General features: G+C 71.7%; 26 protein-coding genes. 13 read left to right on the top strand and 13 right to left on the bottom strand.

Annotated features, from left to right (window positions below; all coding sequences use genetic code 11):
* Positions 1–38 precede the first annotated feature (38 nt).
* The 5 genes from CG719_RS28215 to CG719_RS28195 form a co-directional block, all read right to left on the bottom strand.
* Positions 39–1,037 (bottom strand): LacI family DNA-binding transcriptional regulator, encoded by a 999-nt coding sequence (locus CG719_RS28215; protein WP_199836812.1) that lies wholly within the window; start codon positions 1,035–1,037, stop codon positions 39–41.
* A 74-nt stretch (positions 1,038–1,111) separates the two neighbouring features.
* Positions 1,112–1,927 carry an ABC transporter permease gene (locus CG719_RS28210; protein WP_100571616.1) on the bottom strand — a complete coding sequence of 272 codons (816 nt, stop codon included), beginning with the start codon at positions 1,925–1,927 and terminating at the stop codon, positions 1,112–1,114.
* A gap of 37 nt (positions 1,928–1,964) precedes the next feature.
* The gene (locus tag CG719_RS28205) at positions 1,965–2,867 is read right to left on the bottom strand and encodes an ABC transporter permease (RefSeq protein ID WP_100571525.1); all 903 of its coding nucleotides are present in this window, start codon (positions 2,865–2,867) and stop codon (positions 1,965–1,967) included.
* A gap of 3 nt (positions 2,868–2,870) precedes the next feature.
* Positions 2,871–4,070, bottom strand: a complete 1,200-nt coding sequence (locus CG719_RS28200; protein ID WP_100571615.1) for an ABC transporter substrate-binding protein — start codon at positions 4,068–4,070, stop codon at positions 2,871–2,873.
* Positions 4,071–4,105: 35 nt separating this feature from the next.
* Positions 4,106–5,143: an ABC transporter ATP-binding protein gene (locus tag CG719_RS28195; RefSeq protein ID WP_100571524.1), complete on the bottom strand. Its 1,038-nt coding sequence runs from the start codon at positions 5,141–5,143 to the stop codon at positions 4,106–4,108.
* Positions 5,144–5,301: 158 nt separating this feature from the next.
* On the opposite strand from CG719_RS28195, the gene CG719_RS28190 reads away from it, so the two are divergent.
* Positions 5,302–6,036 (top strand): FadR/GntR family transcriptional regulator, encoded by a 735-nt coding sequence (locus CG719_RS28190; RefSeq protein WP_100571614.1) that lies wholly within the window; start codon positions 5,302–5,304, stop codon positions 6,034–6,036.
* A gap of 36 nt (positions 6,037–6,072) precedes the next feature.
* Positions 6,073–6,855 carry a cache domain-containing protein gene (locus CG719_RS28185; protein WP_199836810.1) on the top strand — a complete coding sequence of 261 codons (783 nt, stop codon included), beginning with the start codon at positions 6,073–6,075 and terminating at the stop codon, positions 6,853–6,855.
* Between the two features lie 59 nt (positions 6,856–6,914).
* On the opposite strand, the gene CG719_RS28180 is transcribed toward CG719_RS28185, so the two are convergent.
* The gene (locus tag CG719_RS28180; protein WP_199836809.1) at positions 6,915–7,586 is read right to left on the bottom strand and encodes an MmyB family transcriptional regulator; all 672 of its coding nucleotides are present in this window, start codon (positions 7,584–7,586) and stop codon (positions 6,915–6,917) included.
* Between the two features lie 226 nt (positions 7,587–7,812).
* On the opposite strand from CG719_RS28180, the gene CG719_RS28175 reads away from it, so the two are divergent.
* The 3 genes from CG719_RS28175 (at position 7,813) to CG719_RS28170 (ending at position 9,049) form a co-directional block, all read left to right on the top strand.
* Positions 7,813–8,469 carry a helix-turn-helix domain-containing protein gene (locus CG719_RS28175; protein WP_100571523.1) on the top strand — a complete coding sequence of 219 codons (657 nt, stop codon included), beginning with the start codon at positions 7,813–7,815 and terminating at the stop codon, positions 8,467–8,469.
* Between the two features lie 14 nt (positions 8,470–8,483).
* A complete protein-coding gene (locus tag CG719_RS37225) occupies positions 8,484–8,615 on the top strand; it encodes a hypothetical protein (RefSeq protein WP_267895373.1) in 132 nt (43 codons plus the stop codon).
* Positions 8,616–8,818: 203 nt separating this feature from the next.
* Positions 8,819–9,049, top strand: a complete 231-nt coding sequence (locus CG719_RS28170; protein WP_100571522.1) for a hypothetical protein — start codon at positions 8,819–8,821, stop codon at positions 9,047–9,049.
* A gap of 11 nt (positions 9,050–9,060) precedes the next feature.
* Here the strand turns inward: CG719_RS28170 and CG719_RS28165 are convergent, their stop codons facing one another.
* Positions 9,061–9,741 (bottom strand): 4'-phosphopantetheinyl transferase family protein, encoded by a 681-nt coding sequence (locus CG719_RS28165; protein WP_100571521.1) that lies wholly within the window; start codon positions 9,739–9,741, stop codon positions 9,061–9,063.
* On the bottom strand, positions 9,738–10,598 hold the full coding sequence (locus CG719_RS28160; protein WP_100571520.1) for a metallophosphoesterase family protein: 861 nt from the start codon (positions 10,596–10,598) through the stop codon (positions 9,738–9,740). Before CG719_RS28160 ends, CG719_RS28165 begins: the two co-directional genes overlap by 4 nt.
* Before the next feature lie 270 nt (positions 10,599–10,868).
* Here CG719_RS28160 and CG719_RS28155 point away from each other — a divergent pair, with 270 nt between their 5' ends.
* Entirely contained in the window at positions 10,869–11,960 is a 1,092-nt protein-coding gene (locus CG719_RS28155) for an ATP-grasp domain-containing protein (RefSeq protein WP_100571519.1), read from the top strand.
* A 237-nt stretch (positions 11,961–12,197) separates the two neighbouring features.
* Positions 12,198–13,886, top strand: coding sequence for a carbohydrate binding domain-containing protein (locus tag CG719_RS28150; RefSeq protein ID WP_100571518.1), 1,689 nt, complete (start codon positions 12,198–12,200; stop codon positions 13,884–13,886).
* A gap of 200 nt (positions 13,887–14,086) precedes the next feature.
* Here the strand turns inward: CG719_RS28150 and CG719_RS28145 are convergent, their stop codons facing one another.
* Complete coding sequence (locus CG719_RS28145; protein WP_100571517.1) at positions 14,087–14,518, bottom strand: hypothetical protein; 432 nt, start codon at positions 14,516–14,518, stop codon at positions 14,087–14,089.
* A 42-nt stretch (positions 14,519–14,560) separates the two neighbouring features.
* The gene (locus CG719_RS28140; RefSeq protein WP_100571516.1) at positions 14,561–15,898 is read right to left on the bottom strand and encodes a 6-phospho-beta-glucosidase; all 1,338 of its coding nucleotides are present in this window, start codon (positions 15,896–15,898) and stop codon (positions 14,561–14,563) included.
* 279 nt (positions 15,899–16,177) lie between these two features.
* Between CG719_RS28140 and CG719_RS28135 the strand changes: the two genes are divergently transcribed.
* The 4 genes from CG719_RS28135 (at position 16,178) to gnd (ending at position 21,687) form a co-directional block, all read left to right on the top strand.
* The gene (locus CG719_RS28135) at positions 16,178–17,590 is read left to right on the top strand and encodes a glycoside hydrolase family 16 protein (protein ID WP_100571515.1); all 1,413 of its coding nucleotides are present in this window, start codon (positions 16,178–16,180) and stop codon (positions 17,588–17,590) included.
* 440 nt (positions 17,591–18,030) lie between these two features.
* Positions 18,031–19,827, top strand: coding sequence for a glucose-6-phosphate dehydrogenase (gene zwf, locus CG719_RS28125; RefSeq protein WP_199836808.1), 1,797 nt, complete (start codon positions 18,031–18,033; stop codon positions 19,825–19,827).
* The gene (gene opcA, locus CG719_RS28120; protein ID WP_100571513.1) at positions 19,824–20,750 is read left to right on the top strand and encodes a glucose-6-phosphate dehydrogenase assembly protein OpcA; all 927 of its coding nucleotides are present in this window, start codon (positions 19,824–19,826) and stop codon (positions 20,748–20,750) included. The genes zwf and opcA overlap by 4 nt, the downstream gene beginning before the upstream one ends.
* Positions 20,751–20,787: 37 nt before the next feature.
* Entirely contained in the window at positions 20,788–21,687 is a 900-nt protein-coding gene (gnd, locus tag CG719_RS28115) for a phosphogluconate dehydrogenase (NAD(+)-dependent, decarboxylating) (protein ID WP_100571512.1), read from the top strand.
* A 492-nt stretch (positions 21,688–22,179) separates the two neighbouring features.
* On the opposite strand, the gene CG719_RS28110 is transcribed toward gnd, so the two are convergent.
* Positions 22,180–22,767, bottom strand: a complete 588-nt coding sequence (locus CG719_RS28110) for a TetR/AcrR family transcriptional regulator (RefSeq protein WP_100571511.1) — start codon at positions 22,765–22,767, stop codon at positions 22,180–22,182.
* Here CG719_RS28110 and CG719_RS28105 point away from each other — a divergent pair.
* A complete protein-coding gene (locus tag CG719_RS28105; protein ID WP_107488238.1) occupies positions 22,709–23,809 on the top strand; it encodes an NAD(P)-dependent oxidoreductase in 1,101 nt (366 codons plus the stop codon). The genes CG719_RS28110 and CG719_RS28105 overlap by 59 nt on opposite strands.
* Here the strand turns inward: CG719_RS28105 and CG719_RS28100 are convergent.
* Together CG719_RS28100 and ribA are read right to left on the bottom strand one after the other, a co-directional pair.
* Entirely contained in the window at positions 23,776–24,237 is a 462-nt protein-coding gene (locus CG719_RS28100) for a PPOX class F420-dependent oxidoreductase (protein ID WP_100571509.1), read from the bottom strand. The two genes, CG719_RS28105 and CG719_RS28100, sit on opposite strands and share 34 nt — an antisense overlap.
* A 184-nt stretch (positions 24,238–24,421) precedes the next feature.
* Positions 24,422–25,081 (bottom strand): GTP cyclohydrolase II, encoded by a 660-nt coding sequence (gene ribA / locus CG719_RS28095; protein WP_100571508.1) that lies wholly within the window; start codon positions 25,079–25,081, stop codon positions 24,422–24,424.
* 38 nt (positions 25,082–25,119) lie between these two features.
* Between ribA and CG719_RS28090 the strand changes: the two genes are divergently transcribed.
* Positions 25,120–25,908 carry a creatininase family protein gene (locus CG719_RS28090; RefSeq protein WP_100571507.1) on the top strand — a complete coding sequence of 263 codons (789 nt, stop codon included), beginning with the start codon at positions 25,120–25,122 and terminating at the stop codon, positions 25,906–25,908.
* Position 25,909: the final 1 nt, after the last annotated feature.

Here is a 25,909-nt window from a genome sequence, read left to right as displayed (position 1 = left end):
TCTGTAATTATTTGACAGTAGAGAGGATCTACTGGATCTCAGTCACGCGGTGCTTGCGCGGTGGAGCCACGGACCACCAGTTCCGGCTCGAACAGCAGCTCGTCGGCCGGTACGGAGGTGCCGCCGATCTGCGCGTTGAGCAGTTCGACCGCGGCCCTGCCCATCGACTCGATGGGCTGGCGCACGGTGGTGAGCGGCGGTTCCGTGCAGTTCATCAGCGCGGAGTCGTCGTAGCCCACGACGGAGATCCGACCGGGCACGTCGAGTCCCTTGCGCCGGGCGGCCCGTACGACACCCAGTGCGAGCGGGTCGCTGGCGCAGATGAGGCCGGTCACCCCGCGGTCGATCAGCTTGGCCCCGGCCGCGTGGCCGCCCTCGATGGAGAAGATCGCCCGCGCCACGAACTCGTCGGGCAGCTCGCCCGCGAGGGTGCGGGCCGCGGCCAGCTTCCGGGCCGACGGCATGTGGTCCTCCGGCCCGAGCACCAGGCCGATCCGCTCGTGCCCCAGGGAGGCGAGATGGCGCCAGGCCTGCTCCACGGCGACCGCGTCGTCGCAGGACACCGCGGGGAAACCGAGGTCCTCTATGGCCGCGTTGACCAGCACCACGGGGATGTTGCGCTCGGCGAGCCGCCGGTAGTGGTCGTGCGGCGCGTCCGCCTGGGCGTAGAGGCCGCCCGCGAACACGACGCCGGAGACCTGCTGTTGCAGCAGCAGCTCTACGTAGTCCGCCTCGGAGACCCCGCCCTTGGTCTGGGTGCACAGCACCGGGGTGAGCCCGAGCTGGGCCAGCGCGCCGCCGATGGCCTCCGCGAAGGCCGGGAAGATCGGGTTCTGCAGCTCGGGCAGGACCAGGCCCACCAGCCGGGCCCGCTCGCCGCGCAGTTGCGTCGGCCGCTCGTACCCGAGCACGTCCAGCGCGGAGAGCACCGCCTGCCGGGTGGCGTCGGACACTCCGGGCTTCCCGTTGAGCACCCGGCTGACCGTGGCCTGACTGACCCCGACCTTCTTCGCCACTTCCGCAAGTCGTCGCGTCATATGCGCAAGCCTAACGCAAGAGACGCAAACTGCTTGCGTAAAGGATGTCGGCCGTTGCCGTGCCCGTTGCCGTGCTAGATCCTGCTCTCCGTCGCCGTGTCCGAGGACAGGCGTTGGGCTACGTAGATCGGGATGACGGAGAGGAGGACCAGGACGGCTGCCACGACGTTGACCACGGGGGCCTGCTGGGGTCTGGTCATGTTGTTGAAGATCCAGATGGGCAGGGTCTCGACGCCGGGTCCCGCGGTGAAGGTGGTGACCACGATCTCGTCGAAGGACAGGGCGAAGGCGAGCAGGCCGCCGGCGAAGAGCGCCGAGCGCACCAGCGGGAAGGTGACGTCGACGAAGGCGCGGAAGGTGTTCGCGCCGAGGTCCATCGCCGCCTCCTCGTACGAGCCGGAGGTGCGGCGCAGCCGGGCCACGACGTTGTTGAAGACCACGACGATGCAGAACGTGGCGTGCCCGACGACCACGGTGAACAGGCCGAGGCCGACGCCGAGCGGCCGGAGCACCGTGGAGAAGGCGGAGTTCAGGGCGATGCCGGTGACGATGCCGGGCAGCGCGATCGGCAGCACGACCACGAAGGACAGGGTGTCGCGGCCGAAGAAGCGGTGCCGGGCCACCGCGAAGGCGATGAGCGTGCCGAGGACCAGGGCGATCGCGGTGGCTCCCAGACCCGCCTTCACCGAGACCCAGACGGCGCCGCGCGCCCCGGAGTTGTCCCAGGCCACCGACCACCAGTGCAGGGTCAGGCCGGGCGGCGGCCAGCCGGCGCTGCGGTCGGGGTTGAGGGAGTTGACGAGGACCAGCAGGAGCGGGACGTAGATCACCGCGAAGCCGAAGGCGGCGGCGACGCCCAGCGCGACGCGCGCGCCACGGGAGAGCTGCATGACGTGGTACACCCCCAGGGAAGGCTGCCGTGGACGGTCAGAGGCTGCTGAGGGCGCCCGTGCGCCGCATCGCCAGCAGGTAGAGCACGATGACGACGACGGGCACCGTGCCGAGTGCGGCGGCCATGGGCAGGTTGAGTTCGATGTTGGAGTAGACGAGGTTGCCGATCAGCTGGGTCTTGCCGCCGACGATCTGCACGGTGATGTAGTCGCCGAGGCTGAGCGAGAAGGTGAAGACGGACCCGGCGGCGACCGCGGGCAGCACCATGGGCAGCACCACCGACCGGAAGGTGCGCCAGGGACGCGCCCCGAGGTCGGCGGACGCGTCGAGCAGGTTGGCCGGCAACTGCTCGAGGGCGGTGTGGATCGGCAGGATCATGTACGGCAGCCAGAGGTAGGTCAGGGTGATGAGGGCGGCCGGCAGGCCGAATCCGGGGCCGCTCAGTCCGAACGGCCTCAGCATCCAGTCGGCGAGCCCGCCCTGGGACAGGATGAGCCGCCAGGCGTACACCTTGACCAGGTAACTCGCCCACAGGGGTGTGAGGATGGCGACGACGAGCAGGGGCCGCCACCGGGGCCGGGCTACGCGCGCGGTGCAGAAGGCGAGCGGGAAGGCGATCAGCGCGCACAGGGCGGTGACCGCGAGGGCCACGCCGACGCTGCGCAGGATCACCTGGTGGAAGACGGAAGTCGTCAGCAGCGCGCGGAAGTTGTCCAGCGACCAGACCTTGACGACCTCGGAGGTGAAGGAGTTCGTCGTCCAGAAGGCGGAGAGGAACAGCACGGCCAGCGAGCCGAGGTACAGCACGGCCAGCCACAGCAGCGGGGCGGTCAGCAGCAGGGAGAGGCGCAGCCGGGGGCGGCGGTGCAGCATCCCGGCCAGCCGCCGGACGCCGGCCCGTGAGCCCTGTCGTCCGGCGGCCTGGGCGGTGACGGTCATGGTTCAGCCCTTGATCTCGGTCCAGGCCTGCACCCACTTGGCGTACGGGACGCATGTGACGTCCGTACGGCCGTCCAGGCACTGCGGGATCGGCGTGTTCCAGAAGGCGACCCGCTTCCAGTAGCCGGTGTCGGCGGCGTGGTAGGTGGCGCAGAAGTCCTTGTCGCTGGTCTGCTCGCAGGCCTTGGCGTTGGCGGGGGCCTCGCCGAAGTACTCGGCCACCTGGGCGTTGACCTTCGGGGAGACGATCCAGTCCAGCCACTTGTAGGCGCAGTTGGGGTGCTTGGACTTGGCGGAGATCATCCAGGTGTCGGACCAGCCGGTCGCGCCCTCCTTGGGCACGAACGCCTTGACCTTGGCGCCCTCGGAGGCGGCGAGGTTCACGATGACCTGCCAGGTGGTGCCGACCAGGGAGTCGCCGCTCTTGAACGCGGAGACCTCCTGCAGGTAGTCGCCCCAGTACTCGCCGACGTCGGCGTTCTGCTTCTTCAGCAGGGCGACGGCGGCGTCGAACTGCTTCTGGTCGAGCGCGTACGGGTCCTTGATCTTCAACTCCGGCCTGGTGGCCTTGAGATACAGGGCGGCGTCGGCGATGTAGATGGGCGAGTCGTAGGCCGTGACGTGGCCCTTGTACCGTGCCGCGTCGTCGAAGACGGCCGACCAGGAGTCGGGCGCGGGCCGTACCTTCTCGGTGTTGTACATGAGCAGGTTGGCCCCGCGGCCGTGCGGGATGCCGTAGGCCTTGCCCTTGACGGAGTTCCAGGCCTGCAGCTTCAGGTCGCCGAAGACGTCCTTGTAGTTCGGTACGAGGTCGGTGTTGACCGGGGCGGCGTCGCCGGAGGCGATCAGGCGCAGGGAGGCGTCGCCGGAGGCGGAGACGGTGTCGTACTCCCCCGTCTTCATGAGTTTGACCATCTCGTCGGAGCTGGCCGCGACCTTGGAGTGGACCTGGCAGCCGGTCTGCTTCTCGAAGCCGCTGACCCAGTCGGCCTTCGGGTCGTTGGAGCCGTCCTCGACGTAGCCGGCCCAGGCGATGACGTTGACCCGGCCCTCGGGCCTGCCGAGTTCGGCCTGCGCCTTGAGGTCGGGAGGGTTGAGGCCGGTGGCGGAGGTGCCGCTCCCCGAGCCGGAGGAGCCGCAGGCGGTGGCGGCGAGCAGCAGCGTGAGGGCGGCCGCCGTCTGGAGGGTTCGGGTCAGGCGCACGACGTACTCCATGGGTCGGGGGCGGTGGTGCTTGCTCAGCGGGCGTCGGGGACCTGGACGGCGTGGCGGCGGTGCCATGCCAGCCGTACCCGGGTGCCGCGGTAGGCGGCGACGTCCTCGGCGGAGGTCTCCAGGTTCTGCTGGAGCGCGGTCAGGCGGCCGCCGGTGTCGAGGTCGACCAGGAAGCGGGTGGAGTCGCCCAGGTAGACGACCTCGGCGACGATGCCGGTGACGGTCGCCTGCCCGGGTTCGTCGGCGTCGGCGGACTCCTTCAGGACGCGGATCTTCTCGGGCCGGACGCTGTGGGTTCCGGGGACGCCGAGGATCCGTTGGGCCGACTCGCCCTCCAGCAGGTTGGAGGTACCGACGAAGGAGGCGACGAACAGGGTCGCCGGGCGTTCGTAGATCTCGGCGGGGGTGCCGACCTGTTCGATGCGGCCCTGGTGGAAGACGGCGATGCGGTCGCTCATCGTCAGGGCCTCCTCCTGGTCGTGGGTGACGAACACGAAGGTGATGCCGACCTCGCGCTGGAGCGCCTTGAGTTCGACCTGCATCTGCTCGCGCAGCTTGAGGTCGAGGGCACCGAGCGGTTCGTCGAGCAGCAGGACGCGGGGGCGGCCGACCAGGGCGCGGGCGAGGGCGACGCGCTGGCGCTGGCCGCCGGAGAGTTCGGCCGGGCGCCGTCCGCCGTAGCCGTCGAGACGCACCTCGGCGAGGGCCTTGCGGGCGCGGACGAGGCGTTCCGCCTTGGGCACTTTGCGAATCTTCAGGGCGTAGGCGACGTTCTGCTCGACGGTCATGTGGGGAAAGAGGGCGTAGTCCTGGAAGACGGTGTGGACGTCCCGTTCGAAGGGGGCGAGGCCGGTGACCTCCTGCCCGGCGAGCTCCACGCGGCCCGCGTCGGGGGCCTCGAAGCCGGCGATCAGGCGCAGGACGGTGGTCTTGCCCGAGCCGGAGGGGCCGAGCATCGAGAAGAACTCCCCGTCCCGGATCTCCAGGTCGACCCCGGCCACGGCGGCCGTCTCCCCGAACGTCCTGCGCAGGCCCTGCAGTCGGACGGCAACTCCCTCCATGGGGAACCTTTCTGACGCTTCCGAACGTTGAGCTGAAACCTATGAAGTCATAGTTCAAAGCTCAAGACCGCCTCTAGGTAAAACTTGGGTCAACTGGCAAGGTGGTGGCCGTGAAGCAGGGACACGTCGAGAACGGGGCCGACAGCCCGCGCGCGACGGTGGACGCGGGTGAGGCCGGTGCCCGCAGAGTCGTCTTCGCGCCGGTGGAGAGCCGGGCGCGGGTGGACGCGGTGGTGCGCAGGATCGGCGACGCCATCGAACTCGGGCTGCTCGCGGAGGGGGAACAGCTGCCCGGTGAGAGCGAACTGGCCGGGCAGCTCGGCGTGTCCACGGTGACCCTGCGGGAGGCGCTGATGGCGCTGCGGCAGCAGGGCCTGGTCGTCACCCGGCGCGGGCGCGGCGGCGGCAGCTTCGTCTCCCTGCCCGAACTCCCTGACGAGGAACGGCTGAAGTCCCGGCTGCGCGGCTGGAGCACCGAGGAACTGCGCGACCTCAGCGACCACTGGGCCGCGCTGTCGGGGGCGGCGGCCGCACTCGCCGCCGATCGCACCGAACCCGGCGATCTCGGCGGACTGCTGTGCACCGCCGAGGAGTTGGCGGAGGCCGGGGACGCGGCGGCCCGCAGCCGGGTCTACGGCCGGTTCCATGTGGAGCTGGCGGCGGCCGCGCAGTCCGCCCGGCTCACCCGGGAGCAGATCGCGCTCCAGACGGAGGTCGGCGCGCTGCTGTGCCTGGTGCTCGGCGACGACGAATATCGTGAAGAAGTCGCAGATCGTCTTCGCGCCGTCGTCTCCGCCGTGCAGGATGGGGCCCGTGATCCGGCCCGTACGCTCGCCGAGCGATGCGTCCAGGAGTCGGCGGCGCGACTCATCGCCGTGCGGCTGGGCCTCTGACGACACGGCGCGCGGCCCCGTCCGCTGGAGGACGCCATGAGCACGAGCCGCGCAGGTGCCGGGGCGGCGACCGCGACGCGCGAGGTGTGCGCCGGGGAGCGCGTCGCCGCGCGGGTGGGCCGCACACTGGAGGCGGTCTTCGACGCCGTCTCCGGGATCCGCGCCGAGACGGCGGATCTGCTGGCGCGGGTGGCCGCCGAGGGCCGCGCGCCGGTGAGCGCCGACCTCGCCGCGCTGCGGCCGGGACTGCATCTGCGGCTGGGCCGCGAGGACCTTGTGTCGGGGGCCGGATTCGTGGCCGCGCCGGGGCTGCTGGCCGACGTGCCGGCCTGGCTGGAGTGGTGGCAGTGCACCGCGCGGGGGGACGTACGGCCGCTGCTGCTCGACCTGGATCCGCGGCAGTCGGCGTACTCGGACTACACCCACTGGGACTGGTTCGCCCTGCCCCGTGACACCGGGCTGCGAGCCGTGGCCGGGCCCTACGTGGACTACCTGTGCTCCGAGGAGTACAGCCTGACCCTGTCCGCGCCGGTCCAGGTGGCGGGCCGGTTCGCCGGGGTGGCCGCGGCGGACGTGTATCTACGGCACTTCGAGGCGGCCGTGCTGCCCCTGCTGCGCGAGCTGCCCGGTCCCGCCCATCTGGTGAACGCCCGCGGCCGCGTGGCGGCCTCCGCCGACCCGGCCCATCTGGCCGGCTCCCTGACCAGGGGGCCGGACTTCTCCGGGGCGCTGGACCGGGGCCGCCCCGTGACCCAGGCCGGGAAGCGGCTGATTCCGTGCCGGGGCGTACCGCTGGTCCTGGTGATCACGGCCTCGTGACCGCCAGGGGGCCGGGGCGGCCCGGCGCCGTCGGCGACCTGAACGCCGACGGTGCCGGGTCAGCCCTCCGGGGCCGTGACCACGCTCAGGTGGCCGGCCGGGCGGCGGGCCCGTCCCGTTGCGCGCCGGGCGGGCGCGGGACGGCGGGCCTCGCGAAGTACCAGTGTGAGGCGGGTGTAGCCGAGTTCCTGGAGGGTCGCCGGGGTCTCCTCGATGATGCGGCACTCGGTGGCGCCCCAGCGGGGGTCGGGGTGCAGCAGGGGACGCACCGCGCCGTCCGAGACGACCGCCGTCTCACCGACCGCGCGGATCCAGTGCGGCAGCCCCTGCCGGTAGGCGGCCTCCATGATGGGGTCCTCGGCGATGTCCTCGAGGATGGACTGGAGTCCGTGGTCGTGGCCGCTGCGCTCCACCGTGGCGGCGAAGTGCGCCAGCATCGGCAGGCACCAGCGCGACTCGTGCTCGCCGAGGACCGTGCCCGCGTCCGGGTGGAACAGGACGAACCGGAGGAAGTTGTCGTCCGGCATGGCCGTCGGATGCGGGCCGACGCCGCGGAAGAGTGACGTGAAAGCGCTGTTGGTCAGGACCACGTCCCACGCCTGGTCGACGACGAGGGACGGGAAGGGGACGGCCTCCAGGAACGTGGTGTAGTCCCGCAGGTAGGCCTGCGCCTGGGAACGAACGGGGACGGCCCGCGGCGCCGGCCGCGGCCCTCCTGCCTGATGTGCCATCGGGAGGTCACCCCTCTTGCCTCTGCGGCCTTCACGCGGCACCTTGATCCTGCTTCTCATCCATGAGGCGTGTCAACTATCGTGGCATTCCACGCCGCTTGACGGCTGAAATTGGCCACAATTGTGGCGAGACCTGGATGCGAGTTCGAACGACCGGTTACCCTCCGGGAAGTTCACGGCACCCCGCCTTTGTGAGAAGCCTGTGAGAGACGTAGGAGATCTGTCGGTGACGGATGGCATCGAGGATCCGGGCGCCACGGCCTCGGCCGCGCTGCCGGCCGTCGTCGCACGCGTCACCGCGCTGGCCGACCGGCTCGGCGTGCCCCAGGCGGAGGTCTTCGACGTCGGCCGCCTCTCCGCGGCCTCCGGTGTGCCGGAGCCCGTGGTCAGGACCCTGCTCAGCGGCCGGTCCGCGGGCGAGCCGGATGTGCAGGCCCGCTTCCTGCAGCGGCTCGACCTGCTGCGCCGCACCCGCCTGAAGCCCAACGGACGCCGTTACACCCAGCAGGAGATCGCCGACGGCGCGGGCATGTCCCGGCAGCAGGCGGGCGCCCTCATCAACGGCGACCGGCGCCCCACGATGGAGCACTGCGACGCCATCCAGCGCTTCTTCCGGGTGCACGCGGGCTTCCTCACCGCCGAGGACCCCGAGGCCCTCGCCGGGTCCCTCCAGCACACCGAGCAGGAACTCCTCCAGCGCCTAGCCGACCGCGAACGGGAGGCGGACACGGCTGCCGACGACCCGCTGGAGCGGCTGCTCCAGGACCACGGCGTGCGCGGGATCGCCTGGCGGGCCGCGCAACTGCCCACCGACCAGCACCGTGACAAGGTCGCCGAGTGGCTGGACATGCTTCTGGAGAGCGTCAAGCGCCCCGGGTCGTGACGCGGGAAGGGCGCGTGCTGCCCGGCAGGGGCGTGCGGCGTTGCCGGCTGGCCGCACACCGCGCCGTGCGCGGCCGGTTCGGCCTGGCGGAGAAGGAGGCGGTGGAGAGCTCCGGTCCGCTGCCGGCCGGCAAGTGCCGTACGTGATCTGCGGCTTCGTCCCCGCCCGGATCGTGGCATCCCTCGGCCATCCGGGGCGAGCCGAGTGGGCGTACCGGCGCGCAGCGCGAGGGCGTTGTCAGTGGTGGGCGGCAAGCTGGAGGACGCGTCACCGCCGTGCGGAGGCGCCGTGCGCCGTCCGGGCGACCGGGCGGGTGACCGTGTGACGCCGAAACCGGGGAGAGCCATCCATGCCCACCGCCGTACTGACCGACCACGAACGCACCGCCGTCCAGGCCTATCTCAGGCTCCTGTACACGGTGCGCGCCGCCTTCGACGACGGCCCGCCGGGCGGTGACCGCCCGGCGGTGGTCCCGCCCTCCGTGCTCGCCGAGGCGGAACAGGCGCTGACCCGGGCGGGCCTGACGGGCAACGAGGAGGAGTTCTTCCGGCTCCTGCACAGCTGGTGCCCCGGACCGTGACGCCGTGACCCTCAGGCGCGCGGGACCGCCACCGCGGTGACCACCAGACCCTGGGCAACGGCCCAGCGCCCCTCGAAGTGGCCGAGGCGCCGTCCGTCGACCACGGGCCCCGGGACGAGGAGCCGGGCGCGGAAGCCGCCGCGCGGGGCCGGGCCCGCGGCGGTACTCACCTCGATGTCCGCCTCCTCGAAGTCCAGCCACTTGCCGGTGAGCGGGAACCAGGCCTTGTAGACGGACTCCTTGGCGCTGAAGAGCATCCGGTCCCAGTGCACCCCGGGGTGCTGCGCGTCCAGCTGCGCCAGACGCCGCTGCTCGGCGGGCAGGGCGATGGTGGACAGCACGCCTTCGGGGAGCGGGGCGTGGGGTTCGGCGTCGATGCCGAGAGAGGCCAGGTCGGTGGCGCGGACCAGAGCGGCGGCGCGGTAGCCGTCGCAGTGGGTCATGCTGCCGGTCAGCCCGTCCGGCCAGCGCGGGGCGCCCCGCTCGCCGGGCAGTACGGGCTGCGGCGGCACGCCGAGCTTCTCCATGGCCTGGCGGGCGCAGGCACGCACACCGGCGAACTCGCGCCGGCGTTTGGCGACCGCCTGAGCCACCACCGCCTGCTCCTCGGGGTGCAACGGGGCCAGGTCGGTCCCGTCGTCGCCGTACGCCTCCACGGACACCACCGAGTCCGGCAGCAGGTCCTCGATCACCGGGTTCCGACCTCCAGGGGAAGTATGCGGCGCGGTCTGCCCGGCGGTGCCGAGCGCGTCCGCCATTCTCGGGGGTACCCGACCGACACCTCCTCGAAGCGGACGCCCTCGTGGTGGGTGGTCCGCGGGATGTGGAGGTGGCCGTAGACCATGGCGGCCACGCGGAACCTGCGGTGCCAGTCGGCGGTGCGCCGGGTACCGCACCACATGGCGAACTCCGGGTACCGCAGGACGTCCGTCGGGTGCCGGTGGAGCGGGTAGTGGTTGACGAGCACGGTCGGCAGATCGCCCGGGATCCGCTCGAGCCTGCGCTCGGTCTCGGCGACCCGGGCCGCGCACCAGGCCTCGCGGCTCGGATACGGGTCCGGGTGCAGCAGGAACTCGTCCGAGCAGACCACGCCGGTGTCGTGCGCGTAGGCCAGTCCCGCGTCCTTGGTCGCGCAGCCCGCCGGCAGGAAGGAGTAGTCGTACAGCAGGAACAGCGGTGCCACGGCCACCGGGCCGCCAGGCCCGTCCCAGACCGGATAGGGGTCCTCGGGCGTCGTCACGCCCAGTTCGCGGCACAGCTCGACCAGGTGCTCGTAGCGTGCGACGCCGCGCAGGGTGACGGTGTCGCTCGGATGGGTCCACAGCTCGTGGTTGCCCGGTGCCCAGATCACCTTGCGGAACCGGCTCGCCAGCGTCTTCAGGGCCCAGCGGATGTCCGCGACGGTCTCCGCGACGTCGCCGGCCACGATCAGCCAGTCGTCGTCCCGCTCGGGCGCCATCCGCTCGACCAGGGCCCGGTTCTCGCTGTAACCGATGTGCAGGTCGCTGATGGCGAGCAACCGCCCGGCCCCACCGGCCTCTTCCGTCACTTCTTGCCCCCTGTCACCCACCTCATGGGCACCACAAGAACACATCCGGCGGCACGGAGACAAGCGCGTGCCGGTCCGCCGCGGACGCCGGCCCGCGGCGGACCGGGACGCGCCCGCGGGTGGCACGACCCGCTCTGCGGAGGTCGTATGATCGCCCCAACACCGCCGCCCCAACTCCCTTTCGCGCAGGGCGGCTTGGTGTCCCTCCCTCCCCTCTGGCCGGGCTCGGCCGGCTTCGCCCTGCCCGCGTCCCCCCGAAAGGCGGCCCGCATGGTCTCCCGCGTACGCGTCTGGCTCAACCGCACGTACGCGGAGAACGTCTTCTTCATGGACCAGCTGCGGAGAAACCCCAGTGAACGGGCCGTCGAGATCCATGCCACGCACGGCGACGCCGACTCGCCCGTCCTGGCCGCCGCGGACACCGCCGAGCTCGAACCGGAGGGTCTTTCCCCGGCCGGCTACGTCGAGTACGCCCTCGACCAGTGTGCGCGGCGCGACATCGACGTGTTCGTGCCGCGGCTGAACCAGGCCGCGATCGTGGCGCACCGCGCCGACTTCGCGGCGGTGGGCACCGCGCTGCTCGCGCCGACGCCGGAGGCGGTGGCCGTCTTCGCGGACAAGGCGACGGCGTACGAGGCGGCCCGGTCGATCGGCGTTGCGGTGCCGCCGTGGTGGCGGGTCCGGACGGCCTGCGAACTCATAGCGGCGGTCACGGAGTTGGAGGAGTCCGGGCATCTGGCGTGCTTCAAGCCCGCGGCCGGCGCGGGCGGCGTGGGCTTCCGTGTCATCACGCGCGCGCCTTTCTCACTGCGGCAGTTGAGCGGCTTCCCCGGCCCGCACGTCCCGCTCGACCTGGTCCTGCGGGCCCTGGAACAGGCGGACGGTCCGGTGGACTGGCTGGTGATGCCCCGGCTGGAGCAGCCGGAGGTGTCGGTCGACTGCCTGACCGGGCCGGACAACCGGATCCGGCTGGCCGTGGGGCGCACCAAGAACGGCCGCCGCCGCGGTTTCACGCTGCACGAGCAGTGGCTGGAGCCCGCCCGGCGGATCGCGGAGGGTTTCGGGCTGCACTATCTGTCCAACATCCAGTTCCGGATGTACGGCGACCGTCCGGTGCTCCTCGACGTGAACCCGCGCCCGGCGGGCGGACTGCACCAGCTCGCGCAGTGCGGGGTCAACGCCCCCTGGGCCGCCGTGCGGCTGGCGCTCGGCGAGGATCCGGGGGTGGTGGCGCCGCCGTTCCTCGGACAGGACTACACGGTGGTGTCGGGACCGCGTCCGCTGCGGCCGGAGGCGATGGTCCGGCCGCGGACCGGGATGCCCGCACAGGCCGCGGCGGCCCCCACGGGCGCTCCGGCGTAGCGGCACGCACGGGGGATCCGGCATGGCGGCCCGCACGGGTGGCTCCGGGACAGCCGTCCGCGCCGAAGGCCCCGGCACAAGGTCCCGTCCCGGACTGGTAGGGACCAATCACGGCGTCATGTCTTGACACCCGGATTGGTCCATACCAACTTGGTTGCGCACCTCCCGCACGGCCCGCCGTGCGCCTCACTGCACCTCTGCACCTCCCGAACGCCCCCATATCTTCAGGGAGATAGCGTGCGCGACACACTGAGACGTCCCGGACGTCGGCTCCTCGCCCTGCTCGGCTCCGCGGCCCTGGCGCTCGCCGGAGCCATCGCGCTGCCCGGCACGGCATACGCGGCCAACATCCTGAACAACCCCGGCTTCGAGTCGGGCGGCCTCTCCCCCTGGACCTGCACCGGCAACCTCGGTTCAGTCGTCTCCTCCCCCGTGCACGGCGGTTCCAAGGCCCTGGCCGGCGCGGTGACGTCGAGCGACACCGCCCAGTGCAGCCAGACCGTCCCGGTCCAGCCGAACACGACGTACAAGCTCAGCGGCTGGGTGCGCGGCTCCTACGTCTACCTCGGCGTCGACGGCGGCGCCTCGACCTGGACCTCGTCCCCGTCGGCGTACAGCCAGCTGTCGGTCTCCTTCACCACCGGCGCCGGCCAGACCAGCGCGACCGTCTACGTCCACGGCTGGTACGCGCAAGGCACCTACTACGCCGACGACATCAGCCTGGACGGTCCCGGCGGCGGCGGTGGCGGCGACACCCAGGCGCCGACCGCGCCGACGGGTCTGACCTCCACCGGCAAGACGTCCTCCAGCGTGTCGCTCAAGTGGAACGCCGCCACGGACAACGTGGGCGTGACGGCGTACGACGTCTACAGCGGCGCCGGCCAGGTGCTGAGCGTCTCCGGTACGACCGCCACGGTGAACGGCCTGTCGCCCAGCACCTCCTACACCTTCACGGTCAAGGCGCGCGACGCCGCCGGGAACGTCTCGGGGGCCTCGAACGCCGTCACGGTCACCACGGACGCCGGCAGCGGCGGCGGCAGCAGCGGCTTCAAGCAGGCGGCTCCGTATCTGTACGAGGGCTGGGGCAGCCCGCCCAGCCCCACCTCGGTGATGAGCGCGACCGGCATCAAGTGGTTCACGATGGCGTTCGTGCTCGACTCGGGCGGCTGCACACCGTCCTGGGACAGCCAGCGGCCGCTGACCGGCGGCGTCGACCAGACCGCCATCAACCAGATCCGCTCGGCGGGCGGTGACATCGTCCCCTCGTTCGGCGGCTGGAGCGGCAGCAAGCTCGGCGCCAACTGCTCCTCCGCGAGCGCGCTCGCCGGGGCGATCCAGAAGGTGATCAGCGCCTACGGCCTGAAGGCCATCGACATGGACATCGAGAACTCGGACGAGTTCGAGAACGAGGCCGTGCAGGCCAAGATCCTCACCGCGTTGAAGACCGTCAAGGCCAACAACCCCGGTCTGAAGACGATCGTGACCTTCGGCACCTCGACGACCGGACCCACCTACTACGGCAACCGGCTCATCGAGCAGGCCAAGTCGCTGAACGCGGACATCGACGTCTTCACCATCATGCCGTTCGACTTCGGCGGCGGTGCGGACATGTACGGCAACACGGTGAACGCCGCCGAGGGCCTGAAGGCCAAGCTGAAGTCGACCTTCGGCTGGGACGACGCCACCGCCTACTCCCACATCGGCATCTCCGGCATGAACGGCCTGTCCGACCAGCAGGAGAACACGACCACGGCGATCTGGACGAATATCCGCGACTGGGCCAACAGCCACCACATCGCCCGGCTCGCCTTCTGGTCGGTCAACCGTGACCGGCCGTGCCCGGGCGGCGGTGTGGCGGAGAACTGCTCCGGCATCAGCCAGAACAACTGGCAGTTCACGTCCATCACCGCGGGCTTCAAGGGCTGAGCGCCCGTTCCTGACGCCCCGTGCGGGACTTCCTCCGGAACTTCTTCCGGAAATTTTCCGCCCGGGGTGTATCAGGGCCCCGACCAGCGACTCTCAAAGGTGGGGGGCAACGGGGAAGACGGGGGACCACGGGGGAACGGGGGACGGGACGGTCGGTCGCACTACGGGGGAGCGACCGACCGGCCCGGCAAGCCGGGCTCTCAGGCCCGGCTGAGAACGACCTCCAGTCGCCCCGTCCGCCACACGCACAGCAGCCACGCCGCCGGGAGTTGCAGCGTGAACAGCGAGTAGACCGCCATCATGGACGCGGTGTCCGCCGGGGCGTCCTCGCCGCCGGCCCAGGCCGACAGCCCCGAACAGGCCAGCAGCGTCGCCAGGTAGACGAACCCGTCGACCAGGACCGCGCGCACGCGCGGCAGCGCGGACAGCAGCCCCCTGGTCAGCGTCAGGGACGCGGTGGCGGCCACGACGAAGACCGCGTTCCACGGGTCCGTCGCCCAGAGGGAGACCCATCCCCCGAGGCCGCCGGCGAAAGCGGCTGTCCACGCCAGGTCCACGGCCGCCCCGGTCAGCCAGGACAGCACCACAACGACGAGCGCGTAGGACACGGCGCTTCGCCATGTGACGGTCACGTCATTCCCCCTTGGTCACGGGCCGCCGCGCGGCGGCCCGCTTCATCGCAGATACGCCAGGCCCGGGTGGACGGCGAGGTAGCCGTCGACGAGGCGGCGGGCCACGTTCACGGAGTCGATCAGCGGGTGCAGCGCGAAGGCCTTCACGGCCGTCGCGCGGGAGCCCGACCCGGCCGCGGCGAGCACCTCGCGCTCGACCGCCTTGACCGCGCAGACCAGCCCGGTCGCGTGCCCGGGCAGCGGGTCGACCGAGACCGGGTGCGCGCCGTTCGCGTCGACCAGGCAGGGCACCTCCACGACGGCCTCGGCGTCCAGCACCGAAAGGGTGCCCCGGTTGCGGACGTTGAGGATCAGCGTGGTGCGCTCGTCGCGTGCGATGGCCCGCATCAGGGCGAGGGCGACCTTCTCGTAGCCGCCGGAGAGGTCGTCGGCCTCCCGCTCCCCCGCCCCCGCCGCCTCGCGGTTCTCCGCCATGTAGGTGGCCTCGCGCTCGGCGCGGGTGCGGTTCCAGGCCGGGAGGGCGGCGGCCTTCGGGTCCCGCAACTCCTCGTAGAACCCGGCCTGCTGGTCGCGCAGGAAGGCGCCGCGGGTCTTCCCGGGCTCCTGGTGAGCCTGTACGGCCTCGCGGTTGAAGTAGTAGTAGTGCAGGTACTCGTTGGGGATCGCGCCCAGCGACCGGAGCCAGTCGGCGCCGAAGAGCCTGCCCTCCTCGAAGGAGCCGAGCAGTTCGGGGTCGGCGAGCAGGCGCGGGAGTTCGTCGCGGCCGGCCACGCGCAGTCCGCGCAGCCAGCCGAGGTGGTTGAGGCCGACGTAGTCGATCCACGCCCGTCCCGGGTCCGCGCCGAGCACGCGGGCGACGCGCCGGCCGAGACCGACGGGCGAGTCGCAGATGCCGATCACCCGGTCGCCGAGATGCCGTGACATGGCCTCGGTGACCAGTCCGGCCGGGTTGGTGAAGTTGATGACCCAGGCGTCGGGCGCCAGCCGGGCCACCCGACGGGCGATCCCGACGGCGACGGGCACGGTGCGCAGTCCGTAGGCGATGCCGCCCGCGCCCACCGTCTCCTGGCCGAGCACCCCCTCGGCGAGCGCCACCCGTTCGTCCTCCGCGCGCCCCTCCAGGCCGCCGACCCGGATGGCGGAGAACACGAAGTCCGCGCCGCGCAGGGCCTCGTCCAGGTCGGTGGTGGCCCGCACCACGGGCGCGTCGGGCACTCCGGCGGCCTGTTCGGTCAGCACCCTGCTGACCGCGGACAGCCGCCCGGCGTCCAGGTCGTGCAGGACGACCTCGGTGACCCGGCCCTCGGCGCGGTCGGCGAGCAGCGCCCCGTACACCAGCGGCACACGGAATCCGCCGCCGCCCAGAATCGTCAGCCTCACGCCTGCACCCTACGTCCACGCCCGCCCCCGGAGGCGGCGAGGCCGGGCGGGGACACGTCGGACGTCCCTTCTGTTGGGTGAAGCCTTGAACTCCCAATCCGCGCAAGGACTTTCTTCGTTTTAACTCTTGACGGTGGCGGAGCCCGGGGGCACATTGGCCGCGCACCACATGATGAGAGCGCTCTCAAGGCACTCCCCGCAAAGCGCTCTCAAGACCTCCCCGTACATGTTCGAGCACGGCATCGAGCACCCCCACTCCGTACCCGAGAGGCACCCCTCATGAGTGAACCCCCCGTCGCGCCCGCCGCCACGCGCCGCAGACGTTCCGTGCGGCGCGCGCTCGTCGCCGCCCTCGGCACGCTCGGCCTGGCGGCGGCCGCCGCCACCGCCGGCATCCTGCCCGCGAACGCCTCCGCCCCCACGCCCCCGTCGGGCTGGACCCAGGTCTTCCTCGACGAGTTCGACGGCCCGGCCGGCACCGGCGTCAACACGGCCAACTGGCAGTACGACACCGGTACTTCCTACCCGGGCGGCGCCGCCAACTGGGGAACCGGCGAGATCGAGACGATGACGTCCAGCACCAGCAACGTCTCCCTCGACGGCAACGGAAACCTGCTCATCACGCCGCGCCGGGACGCCGCCGGCAACTGGACCTCGGGCCGCATCGAGACCAAGCGCACCGACTTCCAGCCCCCGGCCGGCGGCAAGCTGCGCGTGCAGGCCCGCGTCCAGATGCCCAACGTCACCGGCGCCGCCGCCAAGGGGTACTGGCCCGCCTTCTGGATGCTGGGCGCGCCCTTCCGCGGCAACTACTGGAACTGGCCCGGCGTCGGCGAACTGGACATCATGGAGAACGTCCAGGGACTCAACACCAACTGGGCGACCATGCACTGCGGCACCAACCCGGACGGGCCGTGCAAGGAGACGACGGGCCTCGGCGGTTCGACCTCGTGCACGGGCAGCACCTGCCAGGCCGGCTTCCACACGTACGCCATGGAGTGGGACAGGTCGACCAGCCCCGAGCAGATCCGCTTCTACGTCGACGGCGTCAACTTCCACACCGTGCGGTCCAACGACGTGGACGCGGCGACGTGGGCCAACGCCACCAACCACGGGTACTTCGTCATCCTGAACGTGGCGATGGGCGGCGGCTTCCCCGGCGCGTTCGGCGGCGGCCCGGACGGCGGCACCGAACCCGGCCACCCGATGACCGTGGACTATGTGCAGGTGCTCCAGTCCTCCGGCGGTGGGAGCGGTACCACACCTCCTCCGACCGGCAACCGGGACGCCTACAGCCCCATCCAGGCCGAGTCCTACGACAGCCAGAGCGGCGTCATCACCGAGACGACCACCGACACGGGCGGCGGCCAGAACATCGGCGCCGTCTCGAACGGCGACTGGACCCTCTACAAGGGCGTGAACTTCGGCTCCACCGCGGCCCGGCAGTTCTACGCGCGGGTCGCCAGCGGCGCCGCGCCGGGAGTCAGCGGACTGGTCGAGGTACGCCTGGACAACCGCGGCAACGCGCCCGTCGGCAGCTTCGCGCTGGCCAACACCGGAGGCTGGCAGTCCTGGAGGACGGTCCCGGCGAACATCAGCCCGGTGACCGGCACCCACGACGTGTACCTCACCTTCAGCAGCGGCCAGCCGGCGGACTTCGTGAACGTCAACTGGTTCGACTTCGGTCACTGACCGGCACGCAGGTCCGGACACCGGGGCTCCACGCACACGCGTGGGGCCCCGGTGGCGTGTAGTGGCGGGGGCGCCGGCGTGGGGCGGGCCCGCATGTCGCGGGCCCGCATGTCGCGGGCCCGCATGTCGCGGGCCCGCATGTCGCGGGCCCGTGCGTCATCGGTGCCCGCACGTCGCGTGCATGATCCGAACGCTGCATGGAAGACGCTCACTGTGACCGAAGCAGCCCTGACCGTGACAGCCCCGGAGTGCCGGTCGGCCGCGGGCGCGGGCGGATCCGCGGATCGAGGTGAGGGATCCCCCGTACGAGGACACCCTGTATTACGAGGACACTCCGCAGACGCACGAACCGGTCACGCCCGGCACGGTGATCACCAGCCGCAGGGCAACCCGCCGGAGGCGGTGGCCAGGCCCCTCGACAGCAAGGGAGTTGACTCGGAATGAGCAAGAAGCCCACCGAGGCGGCGGCGCATGCCTCCCGGGCGGCGGCCTCCGGCCCACCGGCCGCCCGCGGCCGGGCACCGACCGCGGCCGCGAAGCCCACGACCCCGAGCGCCGGCCCCACGGACAGCAAGGCACCGACGGCGACGCACACCCGGGCGCAGGGGTCGGTGGCCGCAGCCCCCACTGGGACCGCGGCCTCCGGCCCGACCGCGGCCTCCGGCCCCAGGAAGGACCAGGCGTCCGACGTCCGGGTGCCGGTGGGGGCCGCGGCCGATTGGGGGAATCCACTGCGTGACACCAGGGACCGGCGGCTGCCGCGGATCGCGGGGCCGTCCGGGCTGGTGATCTTCGGCGTCACCGGGGACTTGTCCCGCAAGAAGCTGATGCCGGCCATCTACGACCTGGCCAACCGCGGACTGCTGCCCCCGGGCTTCTCCCTGGTCGGATTCTCCCGGCGGGACTGGGAGGACCAGGACTTCGCCGAGGTGGTGCACGAGGCCGTCAAGCAGCACGCGCGCACGCCGTTCCGCGAGGAGGTCTGGCAGCAGCTCTCCGAGGGCATGCGGTTCGTCCCCGGCGACTTCGACGACGACACGGCGTTCAAGCACCTGCGCGCGGCGGTGGAGGACCTGGACTCCTCCCGCGGCACGGGCGGCAACTTCGCCTTCTATCTCTCCGTACCGCCGAGGTTCTTCCCCAAGGTCGTCCAGCAGCTGAAGAAGCACGGGCTGGCGGAGGGTCCGAAGGGCTCCTGGCGGCGGGCGGTCATCGAAAAGCCGTTCGGTCACGATCTCGCCAGCGCCCGGGAGCTGAACCGGATCGTGCACGAGGTGTTCGATCCGGAGCAGGTCTTCCGCATCGACCACTACCTGGGCAAGGAGACCGTCCAGAACATCCTGGCCCTGCGCTTCGCCAACCAGATGTACGAGCCGGTCTGGAACCGGTCCTACGTCGACCATGTGCAGATCACCATGGCCGAGGACATAGGCATCGGCGGCCGCGCCGGCTACTACGACGGCATCGGCGCCGCCCGCGACGTCATCCAGAACCACCTGCTGCAGCTCATGGCGCTCACCGCGATGGAGGAACCCATCGCCTTCGACGCCGAGGCGCTGCTCACCGAGAAACTGAAGGTGCTGAAATCGGTGCGGCTGCCCGAGGACCTGGGCCACCACACCGTGCGCGCCCAGTACACGAACGGCTGGCAGGGCGGCGGGCAGGTCGTCGGCTACCTCCAGGAGGACGGCATCGACCCGCGGTCGAAGACCGACACGTACGCGGCGCTGCGCCTGGAGATCGCCAACCGCCGCTGGGCCGGAGTCCCGTTCTACCTGCGCGCCGGAAAGCGCCTGGGCCGCCGGGTGACCGAGATCGCGGTGGTCTTCCAGCGGGCCCCGCACTCCCCCTTCGACTCCACCGCCACCGAGGAGCTGGGCGAGAACGCGATCGTGATCCGCGTCCAGCCGGACGAGGGCATGACGGTCAGGTTCGGTTCGAAGGTGCCGGGCACCTCCATGGAGATCCGGGACGTGACGATGGACTTCGCCTACGGCGAGTCCTTCACGGAGTCCAGCCCGGAGGCCTACGAACGCCTCATCCTGGACGTACTGCTCGGCGACGCCAACCTGTTCCCGCGGCCCCAGGAGGTCGAGGAGTCGTGGAAGATCCTCGACCCGGTGGAGGCGTACTGGGACGACCACGGCAGGCCGGCGCAGTACCCGGCGGGCACATGGGGTCCGCCGCAAGCCGACGAGATGCTCGCACGAGACGGACGGAGCTGGCGCAGGCCATGAAGATCGACCTGACCGACACCACCGCAGGAGAGATCAACAACGCGCTGGTACGGGGCCGCCGAGCCATCGGCACACCCGCCGTGGGCATGGTCCTGACGATGGTCATCGTCACGGACGAGGAGAACGCCTACGACTCACTGAAGGCCGCCGAGGAGGCCTCGCGCGAGCACCCCTCGCGCACCCTGCTCGTCGTCAGGCGGCACGCCCGCACCCTGCGCGACCGCACGCACTCCCGGCTGGACGCGGAGGTACGGGTGGGCTCCGAGGCGGGCACGGGCGAGACGGCCGTGCTGCGCACCTACGGCGAGGTGTCCGAGCACGCCGACTCGGTGGTGCTGCCGCTGCTGCTGCCGGACGCGCCGGTCGTCGTCTGGTGGCCGGTGGACGCGCCCGAGAACCCGGCGCAGGATCCGCTGGGCAGGCTGGCGCAGCGCAGGATCACCGACCTGTATGCCGTGGAACGCCCGCTGGAGATTCTCCAGGCGCGCGTGCGCACCTACGCTCCCGGCGACACCGACCTCGCCTGGACCCGGCTCACCCCCTGGCGCTCGATGTTGGCCGCGGCCCTGGACCAGGCCCGGGTGCGGGTGACCTCGGCGGCCGTGGAGGCAGAGGCGGAGAACCCGAGCGCGGAGCTGCTGGCCCGCTGGCTGGAGGCCCGGCTGGGCGTGCGGACGGACCGTGTGGTGTCCGGCGGACCGGTCGTCACGGCCGTACGGCTGGGCACCGACAACGGGGAGATCGTCATCGACCGGCCCGAGGGCCCGCTGGCCACGCTGACCCTGCCGGGCCAGCCGCCGCGCACCCTCGCGCTGAAGGTCCGTCCTCTCTCCGAGCTCATCGCCGAGGAGCTGCGCCGCCTCGACGCCGACGAGATGTACGCCGTCGCGCTGCGCGGCGAGGGCGCCAAGGAGACCGTCTGAATGTCCGACATCCAGGAAGTGAGCTGAGATGGCATCGATGCAGTTGGGTCTCGTCGGCCTCGGCAAGATGGGCGGCAACATGCGGGAACGTCTCCGCAACGCCGGCCTCACCGTGGTGGGCTACGACCGCAATCCGGAGCTGTCCGACGTGGACGGCCTGGTCGATCTCGTGGACCGGCTGGAGGCACCGCGCGTGGTCTGGGTGATGGTGCCGGCCGGCGGGGCCACCCAGGGGGCCATCGACCAGCTGGCGACGCTGCTCAAACCCGGCGACATCGTCGTCGACGGCGGCAACTCCCGGTGGACGGACGACGAGAAGCACGCCAAGCAGTTGCACGCGCGGGGCGTCGGCTTCGTCGACGCGGGCGTCTCCGGGGGCGTGTGGGGCCTGAAGAACGGCTACGCGCTGATGGTGGGCGGCGACGAGGAGCACGTCCGGTGGCTGAAGCCGATCTTCGACGCGCTCAAGCCGGAGGGCCCGTACGGCTTCGTGCACGCGGGCAAGGTGGGCGCGGGGCACTTCGCGAAGATGGTCCACAACGGCATCGAGTACGCGATGATGCAGGCCTACGCCGAGGGCTGGGAGCTCCTTGAGACCGTGGACTCGGTCACCGACGTGCGCGAGGTGTTCCGCTCCTGGACGCAGGGCACCGTCATCCGCTCCTGGCTCCTGGACCTCGCCGTCGACGCCCTGGACGACGACGAGCACCTGAAGAAGCTGCGCGGCTACGCGGAGGACTCCGGCGAGGGCCGCTGGACGGTGGAGGCGGGCATCGACCACGCCGTGCCGATGCCGGCGATCACCGCCGCCCTCTTCGCCCGCTTCGCCTCCCGCCAGGACGACTCCCCCCAGATGAAGATGGTCGCGGCCCTGCGCAACCAGTTCGGCGGCCACGCGGTGGAGGCGACGCAGACGGACGAGCCGAAGAAGCCCTGACCCCGGCCCGCCGCCCAGGACGTGCCCGCGGCGAGCGAGGCGGCGGGGGCCGCGCTGCCGCACGCACGGGCGTGTCCGGGGCGCCTCCCCGCCGGGCGCGAGTACCACGGGAGTACCCCGCCGAACGCAGAACCGCGTCCGGGCCACCGCACCGCCGGGCGCGCAGGCGTGTTCGACGAAGACGCACCGCCGGGCGCAGGCACGGCCCTGCCGAGCGCAAGGCCACGTTCAGGCGCCACACCGTCGCGCGCGCAACGCGCAGGTGTCTTTCGGGGGTCCCGCCGAGCGCAGAGGCGCGTCCGGGGCGCTGTGGCGCCTCCCCACCGCCACCGGGCGCCGGGTTCTGGTTCCGCCGCCCGCGTTCGACTCGCCGGCCCAGGCGTCCGTGCGCCTGGCTCGGAGGCGACGCGCGGGCAGCGCTCGGAGCACCGCACCACCGGCCGCACGGGCACCGGCTACGCCGTACCACGGCACGGGCGGGAGCAGGCGCGGCTAGGGCACGGCCGCGTTCAGGAGCGGGGCCAGTTCGTGGGACACCGTTTTCAGGGGGTCCACGTTTCCTTCGGCGCGGGAGAGGATGATCGCGCCTTCCAGGGAGCTGATCATCAGGGTGGCCAGGGGCTCGGCCCGTTCGGGTGGTACGCCCATGCTCGTCAGGGCCTCGGCGACCGGCGACCGCCAGGCCGTGAACGCGGCGGCGGTCGCCTCCCGGGTGGACGCGCGGGTCGAGGCGCAGTCCACCGTCGCCGCGGCGACCGGGCACCCCGCGAGGGAGCCGGCCGTCTCGTACTCGTCGGTCCACTGCCCGACCATCGCGGCGAACAGCCCGCCCGGCGTCGGCTCGGCCATGCCCGCCATGAAGCGCGCGACGCGCCGGCCCGCGTACCGGCCGGCCCACGCCACCGCCTCGTTGACCAGCTGTTCCTTGCCGCCCGGGAAGTAGTGCTGGAGGGATCCGCGGGGCGCCCCGGCGTGGGCGGCCACCTCCCGCATCCCGGTCGCGCCCACACCGTCGCGCCGGATGAGCTGGGCCGCGCTGAACACCATCCGCTCACGCGGCCCCCGCTCGGTGCCCGTCATCGTCGGCCTCCCGGCTCCGTACGCGTCTCGCGCCCCACCCTATGACCGCCGTCATGAGCGGCGCTACTATGACCGCCGTCATAGAACGGTCCCGAACCTCAGGGCGGTCCTCGTGAACGTCGGCTTCATCGGTCTCGGAGTCATGGGGCAGCCCATGGCACTCCGGCTGGCCCGCTCCGGCAGTCCCCTCACCGTGTGGAACCGCACGGCCTCCCGTACCGCTCCGCTGCGCGCGGCCGGCGCCCAGGTCGCGGCGGACCCCGGCGAGCTGTTCGCCCGCTCGGACGTGGTGCTCCTGATGCTGGCGGACGACGCCGCCGTCGACGCGACCCTCGGCCGCGGCGCGCCGGACTTCGCCGCACGCGTCGCGGGACGGGTGGTCGTCCACATGGGCACCACCTCGCCCGCGTACTCACGCGCCCTGGAGGCCGACGTACGAGAAGCGGGCGGAAGCTATGTCGAGGCGCCCGTCTCCGGCTCCCGCGTACCGGCGGAGAACGGCGCGCTGGTGGCGATGCTGGCCGGTGACGAGCGAGCGGTACGGACCGTACGGCCGCTGCTCGCTCCGCTGTGCCGGGAGACGTTCGTGTGCGGCCCCGCACCGGGCGCGCTGCTGACGAAGCTGTCGGTGAACCTGTTCCTGATCACGCTGGTGACCGGACTCACCGAGGCGTTCCACTTCGCCGAGCGGCAGGGGCTCGACCCGCGCCTGTTCCTCGACGTCCTCGACGCGGGCCCGATGGCCAGCCCGGTCTCGCGGATGAAGGCGCCCAAGCTGCTGTCCGGGGACTTCGACGTCCAGGCCGCCGCCCTCGACGTGCTGAAGAACAACCGGCTGATCGCCGAGGCCGCACGCGCGTCCGGCACCGCCTCACCGCTGCTCGACGTGTGCCACGCCCTGTTCGAGGAGACCGTGTCGCTCGGCCACGGCGGCCAGGACATGGTGGCGGTCCTGCGGGCGATCGAGAGCCGTACGGGTACGGGTGCCGCCCCGGCCCCGCTCCCGTCTCACCCGTCGGCGGCGCGCTTGGGGATGCCGTAGGCCCGGTCCACCCGCAGGCGGAGCACCAGGCGGCGGTCGCGGACCATGGTGGCGCGGTAGTCGTCCCAGTCGGGGTGCTCGCCGAGGATCTCCCGGTAGAGGCGTACCAGTTCCTCGACGGTCTCGTCGTACGGGTCCGCGGCGACCGGTGACAGGTCCGCGGTGCCCTCGGCGACCGTGTAGGCCCACCGGTCCGGGCTGGTGACGTGGTAGGACGCCCGCGGGTCCCGGCGCAGATTGCGGGTCTTGGCGCGGTCGTCGGTGAGCGAGACGCGGATGACCCGCCCGTCCGGGTCGTAGGCGTGCGCGACGTTCGAAAGCTGGGGCCGGCCGTCCCGCTTGAGCGTGACCAGTACCCCGCCGCGGCTTTCCGAGAGCAGCGCGAGCAGGGCTTCCTGTGCGGCGTCGTACGGCGTGTCCTGAGTCATACTCCGGTCAACCAGCGGGGCCGGGCCGCGCATTCCCCGTGGCCGCTTCCCCACCCCCGGGTCCGGGGCGAAGTGGGCGGGGGATCCCGGCGGTCGCCCGCCGGGTTTCCCGCTTCGTCGCCGGCTGCCGGCCGGGTGCGTCCCGGCCCGGGTGGGGCCGTCGTGCGGTGCCGGGCCGCGCGGCTCAGGACAGGTGCGCCACCGCGTCCAGGTGGGGCAGGTGGTGGTCGAGCCGCTCCCGCTTGGTGCGCAGGTAGGTGATGTTGCTCTCGCACGGCGGGATCAGCAGCGGTACCGTCTCGGCGACTTGGATGCCGTGCTGGACCAACGCCTCACGCTTGCGCGGGTTGTTGGACATCAGGCGCACCGAGCGCACACCCAGGTCGTGCAGCATCCCGGCGGCCACGCCGTAGTCGCGGGCGTCGACGGGCAGGCCGAGCGCGAGGTTGGCCTCGACCGTGTCCAGGCCCTCCGCCTGCAGGGCCATCGCCCGCAGCTTGGCGAGCAGCCCGATGCCGCGGCCCTCGTGGCCTCGCAAGTAGACGACGATGCCGCTGCCTTCGGCGACGACGGCGCGCAGCGCGGCGGCGAGCTGGTCGCCGCACTCGCAGTGCTGGGAGCCGAACGCGTCCCCGGTGAGGCACTCCGAGTGCAGCCGCACCAGGACCCGGTCGGTTCCGATGTCACCGTGCACCAGGGCGACTTGTTCGTCGCCGCGGTCGTGGTCCAGGTAGCCGACCGCCTGGAATTGCCCGTACACGGTGGGCAGCGGGGCATTCACGACGCGCTCCACACCAGTGCGCCGGGACGACTTCTTGCCGAGTACGGCGAGGTCTTCTGTCATGATCTGATTCCTAAGCAGAGACGAAGGGCCGGAAAACAATGAGTGGTTCGGAAACGCGGCCGAGGCCGACGGCACATGGTCCGTTGCCGGCGGACACCACGCAAGACGCACGGGCGCGGGGGGCGGACCTCTCACGGCAGGTGGCCGTCCTGCCGGTGGGCAGTTTCGAACAGCACGGACCGTACCTCCCGTTGGCGACCGACACACTGGTCGCCTGCGCCATCGCACGCCGGATCGCCGACGCGTACCCGGTGCACCTCCTTCCACCGGTGACGATCTCCTGCTCGCACGAGCACGCCGCCTGGCCGGGAACCGTCAGCATCTCCTCCGTGACCCTTCATGCGGTGGTGCGGGACATCGCGGACTCACTGCGCCGCTCCGGCGTCGAGGCCCTGGTGGTCGTCAACGGTCACGGCGGAAACTACGTGCTGGGCAACGTCGTTCAGGAGGGCTCCGCGCGCGGTGAGCGCCTCGCGCTGTTCCCCGCGGCGGAGGACTGGCAGACGGCCCTCGACGCGGCCGGGGTGCGCACCTCGCCGCTCACCGACATGCACGCGGGGGAAATCGAGACCTCCATTCTTCTGCACGCTCATCCGGAAATGGTCCGGGCCGGTCACGAGTCCGCCGATTTCGTCGCGGACGACCGGCGGCATCTGCTCACCACCGGAATGTCCGCCTATACCGAATCGGGTGTCATCGGGCGTCCCTCCCTGGGTTCCGCGGAAAAGGGCGAGGAACTGCTGAACGGCCTTGCGGCCGCCTTCGGTCCGTATTTCTCGCTGCTCACTTCCGAGGACCCCGGATTGCCGGAGAGCGGACGCGGATAGT

The sequence above is a fragment of the Streptomyces sp. CB01373 genome (assembly GCF_002803075.1).
Lineage (GTDB): Bacteria > Actinomycetota > Actinomycetes > Streptomycetales > Streptomycetaceae > Streptomyces.
The sequence above is the reverse complement of the archived record's forward strand: the minus strand, read 5'-3'. Positions and strand labels throughout refer to the sequence as shown.

What these genes read in the sequence shown, in the direction of transcription:
- CG719_RS28135 (WP_100571515.1), top strand. Translation starts at nt 16,178, where the DNA reads ATGAGTGAACCCCCCGTCGCGCCCGCCGCCACGCGCCGCAGACGTTCC.
- CG719_RS28105 (WP_107488238.1), top strand. Translation starts at nt 22,709, where the DNA reads ATGAGCTGGGCCGCGCTGAACACCATCCGCTCACGCGGCCCCCGCTCG.
- CG719_RS28195 (WP_100571524.1), bottom strand. Translation starts at nt 5,143, where the DNA reads ATGGAGGGAGTTGCCGTCCGACTGCAGGGCCTGCGCAGGACGTTCGGG.
- CG719_RS28090 (WP_100571507.1), top strand. Translation starts at nt 25,120, where the DNA reads ATGAGTGGTTCGGAAACGCGGCCGAGGCCGACGGCACATGGTCCGTTG.
- CG719_RS28205 (WP_100571525.1), bottom strand. Translation starts at nt 2,867, where the DNA reads ATGACCGTCACCGCCCAGGCCGCCGGACGACAGGGCTCACGGGCCGGC.
- CG719_RS28180 (WP_199836809.1), bottom strand. Translation starts at nt 7,586, where the DNA reads ATGGCACATCAGGCAGGAGGGCCGCGGCCGGCGCCGCGGGCCGTCCCC.
- ribA (WP_100571508.1), bottom strand. Translation starts at nt 25,081, where the DNA reads ATGACAGAAGACCTCGCCGTACTCGGCAAGAAGTCGTCCCGGCGCACT.
- CG719_RS28185 (WP_199836810.1), top strand. Translation starts at nt 6,073, where the DNA reads ATGAGCACGAGCCGCGCAGGTGCCGGGGCGGCGACCGCGACGCGCGAG.
- zwf (WP_199836808.1), top strand. Translation starts at nt 18,031, where the DNA reads ATGAGCAAGAAGCCCACCGAGGCGGCGGCGCATGCCTCCCGGGCGGCG.
- CG719_RS28100 (WP_100571509.1), bottom strand. Translation starts at nt 24,237, where the DNA reads ATGACTCAGGACACGCCGTACGACGCCGCACAGGAAGCCCTGCTCGCG.
- CG719_RS28215 (WP_199836812.1), bottom strand. Translation starts at nt 1,037, where the DNA reads ATGACGCGACGACTTGCGGAAGTGGCGAAGAAGGTCGGGGTCAGTCAG.
- CG719_RS28155 (WP_100571519.1), top strand. Translation starts at nt 10,869, where the DNA reads ATGGTCTCCCGCGTACGCGTCTGGCTCAACCGCACGTACGCGGAGAAC.
- CG719_RS28210 (WP_100571616.1), bottom strand. Translation starts at nt 1,927, where the DNA reads ATGCAGCTCTCCCGTGGCGCGCGCGTCGCGCTGGGCGTCGCCGCCGCC.
- CG719_RS28170 (WP_100571522.1), top strand. Translation starts at nt 8,819, where the DNA reads ATGCCCACCGCCGTACTGACCGACCACGAACGCACCGCCGTCCAGGCC.
- gnd (WP_100571512.1), top strand. Translation starts at nt 20,788, where the DNA reads ATGCAGTTGGGTCTCGTCGGCCTCGGCAAGATGGGCGGCAACATGCGG.
- opcA (WP_100571513.1), top strand. Translation starts at nt 19,824, where the DNA reads ATGAAGATCGACCTGACCGACACCACCGCAGGAGAGATCAACAACGCG.
- CG719_RS28110 (WP_100571511.1), bottom strand. Translation starts at nt 22,767, where the DNA reads ATGACGGGCACCGAGCGGGGGCCGCGTGAGCGGATGGTGTTCAGCGCG.